The organism is Shimazuella kribbensis DSM 45090 (assembly GCF_000428065.1).
In the GTDB taxonomy this organism is placed as follows: domain Bacteria; phylum Bacillota; class Bacilli; order Thermoactinomycetales; family Thermoactinomycetaceae; genus Shimazuella; species Shimazuella kribbensis.
Genome location: NZ_KE386621.1, coordinates 203,207 through 212,191, shown reverse-complemented (window position 1 = coordinate 212,191; position 8,985 = coordinate 203,207). Strand labels below are relative to the sequence as shown.

The window sequence follows — 8,985 nt, the reverse complement described above, 5'->3', positions numbered from 1 at the left end:
AATATTGTAATTGGAGTTGTTTGATTGAAAAAGAGTATTGCTGTGATTTAGCGGTTTGTGCATGTGCTGCGTTATTACCAGCTTCCACATTTGCAGCTCACAAAAAGAAAACTTCTTGTGTTACTCTCTATGAGCACATTAACTACAAAGGCCGCTCCATAAAATTCTGCTCCGATGACAAAACGTTAGTAAATAACAATTGGAATGACATCGCTTCATCTGCTAAAGTTTCAAAGGGTGATGGAGTTGTATTATATGAGCATATCAATTACAAAGGAAAGCATTGGTTATTGAAACCTGGTAAATATCCTAACTTCACCAAAAAGAAGCTGGGTAAAGGCTCATGGAATGATGTTGTCTCCTCCGTTAATATCATAAAGTAACTCCAATAGAAAACGCTTGATCCTATCTATCATGGATCAAGCGTTTTTCTTATGACAGGGTTGCCGCTCTAGTCCGCAGGATTATTTCCATTTGTTGGGCAAATTAGGGTTCGTCGTTCGGATGCTGGTTCTGCTTAGCGTAGGATTTTCACAAAATGTTGGAGGTACCCCTTTATATATCAAGGGGTACCTCTATATTACTTGTTCTACTTCACCTGTCACTGGGCCTTGTAGGTGCGTGAAGGGTTATGTGTTTTTATATGGAAATATTTTCAGATGTGGCGTTTGAAAGTCGTTTTGGTTGCCGTAGCTCTGTTAGAGTCAAAGACTTCCAAGAAGACCACCCACGAGTGGTAAGCCTTTAAGGAGGTCTAGAAGGAGCAGAGCTCCGGCAAAACTACAGGTGATGAATCCTATTTTCCGAACTTGCATCATCAACATCCCTCATTTCACATGTGGTGATTACCATTTCATTATACATGAAAAATGATACAAAAGTATTAATATTTATAATATAAAAAATATTGAAGGTCGTCCGAGGTAACTCCGAAAACGGCCATATAGGGGTAGTGACAGGGTTGCTGCTCTAGTCCGTCAGATAGTTTACATAATATGTAAAACGAACAACCAGCCCTTCATTAGAGCTGGTTTAACTTATCTAGCATTGCTTTTCGACTATTAGGTCGTTTTTTGTAATAGAAGACTTGATAAATTCGCTTAAAAACCAATTCATGTCGCCTTCTTTAAATTAATGTTGTTATATACTCGTTTGAGACACATATCGCAATTTTTTTGATAAAACCGAATCAACTCATCCATTATCCAAAAGACGAGAGCAATTATTAAGCAAATAAAAAACAATGGACCCATGTCAAATTGCTCAAACTCATCCGCAAATGCATAATATGATCCACATAAAAACATAGGTGCTATATGGATCATAGCTGCAACGGTTCTTTTTCGTCGTAAAGGAAGTTTCCAAGTAATCAAATCAGAGAGTAGCGAAGTACTCCCACCTAAAATAAAGATAAAATAAGTGTACATGTATAGATAATCATCAACAAAATAATTAGAAAAAACATATATAGCAGTAGTAACACATATAGCAATAATAAACGAAACTAACAATTTCCGGAATACAGCTTGAAGAATGGTGATCAATTTAGAAGTACATTTCCCCATACGATTTAACCCCTTTATCACTCATTGACTACAACGTAATCCTGTGAGATATCCTTTGTCAAAGGTAAAGCATGACAATTCACAAATATCCTTTTTTAGGAATTTTTCTAGTCGAAATGGTAGGACCAAAACCATGTACTGGAATCATCTGACGGACTAGAACAGCAATCCTGTCACTGGGCCTATAAACACTGCCCAAATCCCCGTAGAGTAAGTAATGTATTTCTGATCCTTGAAATCATAACCATAAAAACAATCGCCGACCTATTGGCGGTTTTCTTTATTTAATCAAATAATGGCACAAACTCATGATAATCATCCCTACACATCACCTGATAATGCTTAATCCTACGATTGATGTAGAATACCACTCCACGCCGACCATCTTTCAATTTAATTGTGTCGCCTTCTCTGAGAATTGGAACCATTCGATCAACTCCCTGTATGTAAAATAGGCCTCTATTCCCCTCTGAGACGAACAAAAATAAAAATAATGATGATCGTATTAACGAGATATATTTTTTGAAATTCGGGCTTCTAGATCCCTATAATGGAATTCATTTGGCAAATAGAGAATTTCGAGGTATCAGCAAAAATACTTATTATATTATTTTCAAACTTTTTTGATATAATCAAAATGAAAGTATTCAATTTACGCCTTGTGGCGTATGATCTTTGGAGGGAGGCAAAAATGGCACCGTGTGATCACGGTATCGATCCGAAGGAGAACTGCTGCGACTGCCATCGCTGATAGGGGTCGCTACAGTTCTTAATTAGCCCCCAACATCGACAGACTGCTTCTTTCACATGCATGTGGAAGAAGCAGTCACCCGTTTTAGCACCTTTTTCTTTTGCATGACCGTGTTTTTGATAATAGAAAACCCCCACGAGCTGTGCAGACCTCATTTTCACTGGAGGAGTGTGGTTGTTGTTGTCTTCCGCTCGTCGGGGTTTGATGTTAAGTATAAAACTTGCTTGATACCATCATAACATGGATAAATCAACTGCTTAGTATATTCTTGGTACACCTTTTCCTCTCACACAATCCGTGCTGAGAACCAAAATAAGCATGACAACATTTGCGCCATGCTTCCCTTTTTTGATTTCGTATTTCGCAAGTTATTTTTCATATAAAATAGACTAATCAAGGAAAAGTACGCGGTGGGTAGCGATTCTCTATAGACTGAAGTCTAAAAGAATTACTACCCACCACTATGACTGGTTATTCTCAAGAACCCTTCAACGTACCCGCTTACTTGAACTTCTTCGGGTCCGGCTCCTGGTTGCTGTACTTGTAGCGGAAGCAGAAGACAAGATCACTGCGACCCTCGACGTACGCCAGGAATTTCTTGGAGTCATTGCACGGGTACTTCTTGACGAGGTCCAGGTCGTACACCGGCTTCTGCTCCCTATTCGTCCAGGGAGGACTGCTGCACTCCTGGTCCTTGTCGCGTTCCTTGTCCGAGAAGACCGCGTACTCGTCCTTCGAGCACTTGACGGTCGCCGCCTTGTTGTCCCAGGCGGCGATCACACCCTGTCCCTGCTCCGGTGGAACAGGACCATAGGTGGACAGCGAGCAGCCTGTGGTGACGAGAACGGCGACCAGCGCAACCGAGCCAAGGCCGAGAGACTTCTTGGGAATCATGAATACTCCAGTCAAACAAAATCTCCCCAGTGGAGATATATACTTATATATTAGATTTAAATTGACAAAAGGTAAAGAATAATATATAGGTATCTAATATTTAAAATAGCGTTATTGCCACCTATACACCTGTATAATCGATAACAACAAAAAACACGATCAAATGACCGTGTTTCGATAATAGAAAACCCCCACGAGCTGTGCAGACCTTCTTCTCACTGGAGGAGAGGATATTTCCTGTGAAATCTTCACCTTTGAATCGAACCTCTTTCATTGCTGGTTCTTTTGGTAAACTCACTACTTTGTTATTGATGGTAGGTAACTTGTTTTTATCTCGTTTGATCTAAACTGCCTCCTTTTCTAGGAGTTCGTGTGCTGGAATCTGGAACAAGTCTTCCAACTTGTTTGCCACTTTCCAACTCGGCTGACGTTCAGAGGCTTCAAGGTATTGGTACATCCTTGCTGAAACTCCTAATGCCTTTGCTACAGCCGTTTGCGTCAATCCTTTAGATAAACGAACAGCTTTTAATTTTGTCATTTCTTTCACCACCTTTTACGAACAATTTGTTCGTGTCAATGTTTTGGGGTGTTAAATATGGCGACTTTGGGACAAAGAATAAAAGAATTACGGAAAAAAAATTCCCTTACTCAAAAAGATGTTTCTTCTCTTTTAGGTTTCAAATCTACTAGGGCTATTCAGTATGTTGAAGCTGATGAACGTGGTATGGATTATCGTGATCTAATCAAATTAGCCGATCATTTTCATGTGTCGATAGATTATCTAGTAGGAAGAACAGACAACCCTCAACTCCATGAGTAAATTTCTATGTAATTCGGGAGGGGTAACCTCCCATTTTGTGGTAGAATTACTGAGAGATAGATACTCAACAATGAAAGGTTGATTACATGAGCAACCTCTACTACCATGAATTAAGAAATTTGTTAAATGCCCTAAACAGCATTAATAGAAATCTCGAAGGATTGAAAACCGGACAAGATCGCCAGAAAGAATTACTTACTGAGATTCTTAAGGCTTTGCAATCTAAGAAAGATTAGGGAGGAGTTACCCTCCCATTTTCAAAACGGCAAATCCTCCTACTCCTTCTTCTTCGAATCCAAGAAACGCACGGTATCTGCTACAACCTCTGTAGTCCAGACCTTGCGGCCGTCCTGGTTATCGTAGCTACTGACCTGTAACTGGCCTTCCAATGCTACCAAAGCCAAACTATGGCGATCCAACAGACTAGAAACCAGCTCCAATGAGGGGCTTTTTTATTGGATAAAGGGAAATCCCTTGATGAGTCCGAATACTTGTATAATAGACTCATCAGAGGTGATACGGATGAACGAAAACGATAATTTAAAACAGATGATGCGATTACTCTTAGAAGAAGTACAGGGCGTGAAAGAGTCAATCAAGCATCTTCCTACAAGAGAAGAACTCCTTACAATTCAACTTTAAATGACAGAAAATCACTATGTGTCATTGCACATTCATCCATAAGCCTTTCAAAATCGATTAGAATCTCCGGTAACTTCCTCTCGCTCGATAAAAACAATGCAATCAACCCTTTTTTGTTGTAATCTTCTTTTTAAACGTTTTCACAAAGAGATTATTTTAAATGATCATCCAAAAGCTGAAGAAAATCATGAAATTCCTTCCCCTTATACCGATTATAAGAATCGCTCACCCATTTTTCCTCTTCTGTTAATCAAGTCGTGGTTCTGTTTATTTTCATATTCCATAGAGAACAAAAAAAAATGAAGCGGCTGTTTTCGTAAATAACAGCCGCTTCCTATGTTTACAAATTAGTTAAAGCCTTCCGATTTGCCTCAAGTGTTCGTTCTATATCTTCTTCGCTGTGAGCTAAAGAAACAAACATACCTTCAAACTGCGAAGGAGGCAGCAAAATTCCCTCAGCTAACATATTTCGATAATACTTGGCGAAAAGATCTGTATCTGCTGTTTTTGCTTGGTCATAACTTATCACTTCTGCATCGGTAAAGAAGAGGCACACCATGGAACCAACACGATTGATATAATGCGGGACTCCTGCTTCTGCCGCATTTTTTCTTAGTCCCTGTTCCAATCGTTCTCCCTTTTGTTCTAACTGTACATAGGATTCTGGGGATAGTTCTCGCAATGTAGCAATACCACCAGCCATCGCAAGCGGATTTCCAGAGAGTGTACCTGCCTGATACACGGTACCAGCAGGAGCGATCATTTGCATTAGTTCTCTTTTCCCACCATAAGCACCAACAGGCAGTCCCCCTCCTATCACTTTACCCATTGTTGTTAGATCAGGAATAATATCATATCTACCTTGAGCAGAATGATAATCTACGCGAAAACCAGTCATTACTTCATCAAAAATAAGCACAATCCCATATTGTTCGGTTAGACTGCGAAGACCTTCTAAAAATCCGGGCTGAGGTGGCACGACACCCATATTTCCCGCAATTGGCTCCACAATGATTGCTGCAATATCTTCTCCCATTTGTTCGCAGACATGTTGAACACTAGCCAAATCGTTATAAGCAACCGTTAGTGTATGCTGTGCAGTGTGTTCTAAAACACCTGGGCTATCTGGTAAACCTAGTGTAGCAACACCTGAACCAGCTTTAATCAACAAGCTGTCAGAATGACCATGATAACTGCCTTCAAATTTTAGGATTTTCTTTCTTCCTGTATAAGCTCGTGCTAAGCGAAGAGCACTCATTGTCGCTTCTGTCCCGGAATTCACCATACGAACTACTTCTACGGATGGGATTCTCTCTTTCACAAGCTCTGCCATTTCCGTTTCTAACACAGTAGGTACGCCAAAACTTGTTCCTTTCACCACTGCTTCTTGCAATGCACGAACTACATTCGGGTGAGAATGGCCTAGAATAAGCGGTCCCCATGAACAGATATAGTCTATGTATGTATTTCCATCAATATCAGTTAACTTTGACCCCTGTCCACTCTCGGCAAAAATCGGATGTTCCATCACAGAACGAAACGCCCGAACAGGAGAGTTCACTCCACCAGGGATAAGGGGTAATACTTTTTCAAATTCTACTTTTGACTTTTCATACTGTCTAGCCAAATCGACACTTCCTCTCACAATCCATACATGATGAAACAATTGTATCATGTTGTGTTTGGAAAATGAAAAGAGAGATTATTGATCTTTTTCCTATATACCATAAAAAATCATGTACAAACTGCAAGCTGACCAATAAGCTTATTTCTTTCTCCCAATCGCCATGCTAAAAAATGATTTTTAAAGAATGTTATTTACATACATTCTGTATGTATGTTAATCTGAGTACAGAATAAAAAAGGGGAGATCACTATGTTAATGAACAGTTTTTACCCAGTCATTATGACCCAAAACGTAACAACTACTACTGAATTTTATACACAGTACTTTGGATTTGAAAAAGTTTTTGAGGATGATTGGTATGTGAGTTTGAAAAACGGATCATATGAATTAGCGATACTAGATGCTTCACACTCAACAGTACCTGACTCTTTTCAACGCCCCATACAGGGAGGATTAATCCTCAACTTTGAAGTAAAGGATGTAGATGTTGAATATAAACAATTAATCGGCAAAGACAACTTACCTTTACACTTGGACATTCGTGATGAAGATTTTGGGCAGCGTCATTTTATTACGAGTGATCCAAATGGGGTCTTGATTGATGTCATAAAGATCATCCCTCCCTCCGCAGATTTTGCAAACCAATATAACGAGGATTTGTGGTCTGATGAGAAAAAATAAAGAAGATACGGCTCTCACAATTGAGAGACTCCTTGAGTTAGCTCGAAATCAATTCACAAACAAAGGCTACTCGAAAGTAAATTTGGAAGATGTAGTTCGCGAGGCTGGAGTAACTCGTGGTGCATTGTATCATCATTTTGCTAACAAGCAAGGGCTTTTCCGGGCAGTGTTGGAAACCGTCCAACAAGAAATAGCAGAAAGAGTACAATCAGAAGCTGCAAAATCGGATGATGTATGGGAACAACTTTTACTTGGCTGCCGCGGGTTTGTATGTGCTGCAATCGAAGAACGAAACAAACGGATTATGCTCATTGATGGTCCGGCTGTCTTTGGATGGGAAGTATGGCGTGCCATGGATGAACAAAACTCGATGCGTCTATTGAAAGAACAACTACAATTAATCGAACAACAAGGAAATATGCAACCATTGTCAGTGGAAGCTTTAACTCATTTTCTCTCTGGCTCCTTAAATGAATCCGCCCTGTGGATTGCTCAACAATCCAATCAAACAAAATCATTAGAAGACACCATGAATGTCATTACGCATGTTATCCATTGTTTTAAATGTTAATTTGATAATAATCTATTCAATAGAATCATCATGGCTCCAATGACACACCTGGGTTCCAATACAGATGGGTCTATTTCAGAAAAAGAATTACAATACTATGCTCGTCGAGCTGGTGGGGTAAGTGCCGTTATCACTGCTGGAACCTATGTGATGAAAAATGGCGGATTACCTAACAGACCAGCAGTGGACAGAGATGAACTGATTCCAAGTTTACAAAAACTCTCTACTGTTATTAAGGACAAAGGAGCAAAAGCTATTCTTCAAATCTTTCATGGAGGTCGACAAAATACGGCTATTGAAGACGGAGAAGTGATAAGTGCAAGTAACATTCCTGAGGAAAGAGAGGGTGCTCCTGTACCTCGCGAACTTACCCAAAAGGAAATAAAAGAAGTTATCCATGCATTTGGCCAAGCAGCTAGACGAGCGATCGAAGCTGGATTTGATGGCGTAGAGATACACGGAGCAAACGGCGGCCTTATCCAACAATTTTTCTCTCCACATGCGAATAAGCGCACTGATGAATGGGGAGGAACATTAGAAAATAGAATGAGGTTTGGATTAGCAATCCTCGACGAAGTAAAACAAACAGTCGAAGCACATGCTAAGAAACCTTTTCTTGTAGGTTATCGACTTTCACCGGAAGAAACAACAACACCTGGCATTACTATGGCTAATTCCCTTGCATTTATTGATGTACTAGCCACCAAACAACTCGACTACCTTCATGTTTCTTTGAATCATTTTTGGACTCCACCTCGCAATGGTTTAGAAGATAAAAGATCACGCTTGGAAATCATTCAAGAACGAGTTGGACAGCATATGCCACTTATTGGAGTAGAAGGAGTATACAATCCTGAAGATGCCTTAAGAGCATTGGAGACAGGCGTTTCTCTGGTAGCTATCGGACGTGAACTGTTACTTGAACCTGATTGGGTTAAGAAAGTGTTAGAAGGAAAAGAGGACGAAATTAAAACTACCCTAACTTTACATGATAAAGACCATCTGGAAATACCAGATGCTCAGTGGAACTTGATAATCGGGATGAAGTGGGTGACATTGGAACAAGAAGAAAATACTTATAGATGAGTAATCAATAAGTACAATTTTTAAAGTACCAATTTTGCTCTTACTTAATTATGTATGACCTATACCAATTGAATTTCTTTAGAAACATACCTCTCCCAAATAACGAATATAAAAAAAAGATCTGATGCAATGGCATAGATCTTTTTTTTGATTTGTATAGGAAAATCTAGAGAAAGATTGTATATCAAGAGTTTGTAATATACATCAAAACTTGTTTCCTTTTGCTTCTTGGCGAAAACTTCATTTTATTATTTGGGTTCATTACAAACCCACCATTCCATTTCAGCCTTATAAAATAAGTATTAAAAAATTAAAATGAAATAATGTTCAATTTATTTGCATTTTTTC

At 39.3% G+C, this 8,985-nt stretch carries 9 protein-coding genes and 1 pseudogene; 5 read left to right on the top strand and 5 right to left on the bottom strand.

Annotated elements, in window-relative coordinates; all coding sequences use genetic code 11:
* On the top strand, window positions 1–383 hold a 383-nt coding region (locus tag A3GQ_RS0122830; RefSeq protein ID WP_156877917.1), incomplete at its 5' end, for a beta/gamma crystallin family protein.
* Between the two features lie 729 nt (window positions 384–1,112).
* On the opposite strand, the gene A3GQ_RS0122820 is transcribed toward A3GQ_RS0122830, so the two are convergent.
* The 4 genes from A3GQ_RS0122820 to A3GQ_RS0122800 form a co-directional block, all read right to left on the bottom strand.
* Window positions 1,113–1,565, bottom strand: a complete 453-nt coding sequence (locus tag A3GQ_RS0122820) for a hypothetical protein (protein ID WP_028778970.1) — start codon at window positions 1,563–1,565, stop codon at window positions 1,113–1,115.
* 284 nt (window positions 1,566–1,849) lie between these two features.
* Window positions 1,850–1,993, bottom strand: a complete 144-nt coding sequence (locus A3GQ_RS27610; RefSeq protein WP_156877916.1) for a hypothetical protein — start codon at window positions 1,991–1,993, stop codon at window positions 1,850–1,852.
* Window positions 1,994–2,817: 824 nt separating this feature from the next.
* Window positions 2,818–3,210, bottom strand: coding sequence for a hypothetical protein (locus A3GQ_RS0122810; RefSeq protein ID WP_156877915.1), 393 nt, complete (start codon window positions 3,208–3,210; stop codon window positions 2,818–2,820).
* Between the two features lie 343 nt (window positions 3,211–3,553).
* Window positions 3,554–3,748, bottom strand: coding sequence for a helix-turn-helix transcriptional regulator (locus tag A3GQ_RS0122800; protein WP_028778968.1), 195 nt, complete (start codon window positions 3,746–3,748; stop codon window positions 3,554–3,556).
* 57 nt (window positions 3,749–3,805) lie between these two features.
* Here A3GQ_RS0122800 and A3GQ_RS0122795 point away from each other — a divergent pair, with 57 nt between their 5' ends.
* Window positions 3,806–4,030 carry a helix-turn-helix domain-containing protein gene (locus A3GQ_RS0122795; protein ID WP_028778967.1) on the top strand — a complete coding sequence of 75 codons (225 nt, stop codon included), beginning with the start codon at window positions 3,806–3,808 and terminating at the stop codon, window positions 4,028–4,030.
* Window positions 4,031–5,012: 982 nt separating this feature from the next.
* On the opposite strand, the gene hemL is transcribed toward A3GQ_RS0122795, so the two are convergent.
* Window positions 5,013–6,347, bottom strand: a complete 1,335-nt coding sequence (gene hemL, locus A3GQ_RS0122775) for a glutamate-1-semialdehyde 2,1-aminomutase (RefSeq protein ID WP_083964374.1) — start codon at window positions 6,345–6,347, stop codon at window positions 5,013–5,015.
* A gap of 201 nt (window positions 6,348–6,548) precedes the next feature.
* On the opposite strand from hemL, the gene A3GQ_RS0122770 reads away from it, so the two are divergent.
* From A3GQ_RS0122770 to A3GQ_RS25440, 3 genes and pseudogenes are all read left to right on the top strand, one after another.
* Window positions 6,549–6,980 (top strand): VOC family protein, encoded by a 432-nt coding sequence (locus A3GQ_RS0122770; RefSeq protein WP_028778965.1) that lies wholly within the window; start codon window positions 6,549–6,551, stop codon window positions 6,978–6,980.
* Window positions 6,967–7,551, top strand: a complete 585-nt coding sequence (locus A3GQ_RS0122765) for a TetR/AcrR family transcriptional regulator (RefSeq protein WP_028778964.1) — start codon at window positions 6,967–6,969, stop codon at window positions 7,549–7,551. The genes A3GQ_RS0122770 and A3GQ_RS0122765 overlap by 14 nt, the downstream gene beginning before the upstream one ends.
* Before the next feature lie 12 nt (window positions 7,552–7,563).
* Window positions 7,564–8,637 (top strand): annotated as a pseudogene (locus tag A3GQ_RS25440) (NADH-dependent flavin oxidoreductase); the annotation flags it as partial.
* Between the last annotated feature and the right edge of the window lie 348 nt (window positions 8,638–8,985).

Coding starts and splice junctions, on each gene's coding strand:
- A3GQ_RS0122820 (WP_028778970.1), bottom strand. CDS start 1,565: ATGGGGAAATGTACTTCTAAATTGATCACCATTCTTCAAGCTGTATTC.
- A3GQ_RS27610 (WP_156877916.1), bottom strand. CDS start 1,993: ATGGTTCCAATTCTCAGAGAAGGCGACACAATTAAATTGAAAGATGGT.
- A3GQ_RS0122810 (WP_156877915.1), bottom strand. CDS start 3,210: ATGATTCCCAAGAAGTCTCTCGGCCTTGGCTCGGTTGCGCTGGTCGCC.
- A3GQ_RS0122800 (WP_028778968.1), bottom strand. CDS start 3,748: ATGACAAAATTAAAAGCTGTTCGTTTATCTAAAGGATTGACGCAAACG.
- A3GQ_RS0122795 (WP_028778967.1), top strand. CDS start 3,806: ATGGCGACTTTGGGACAAAGAATAAAAGAATTACGGAAAAAAAATTCC.
- hemL (WP_083964374.1), bottom strand. CDS start 6,347: ATGATACAATTGTTTCATCATGTATGGATTGTGAGAGGAAGTGTCGAT.
- A3GQ_RS0122770 (WP_028778965.1), top strand. CDS start 6,549: ATGTTAATGAACAGTTTTTACCCAGTCATTATGACCCAAAACGTAACA.
- A3GQ_RS0122765 (WP_028778964.1), top strand. CDS start 6,967: ATGAGAAAAAATAAAGAAGATACGGCTCTCACAATTGAGAGACTCCTT.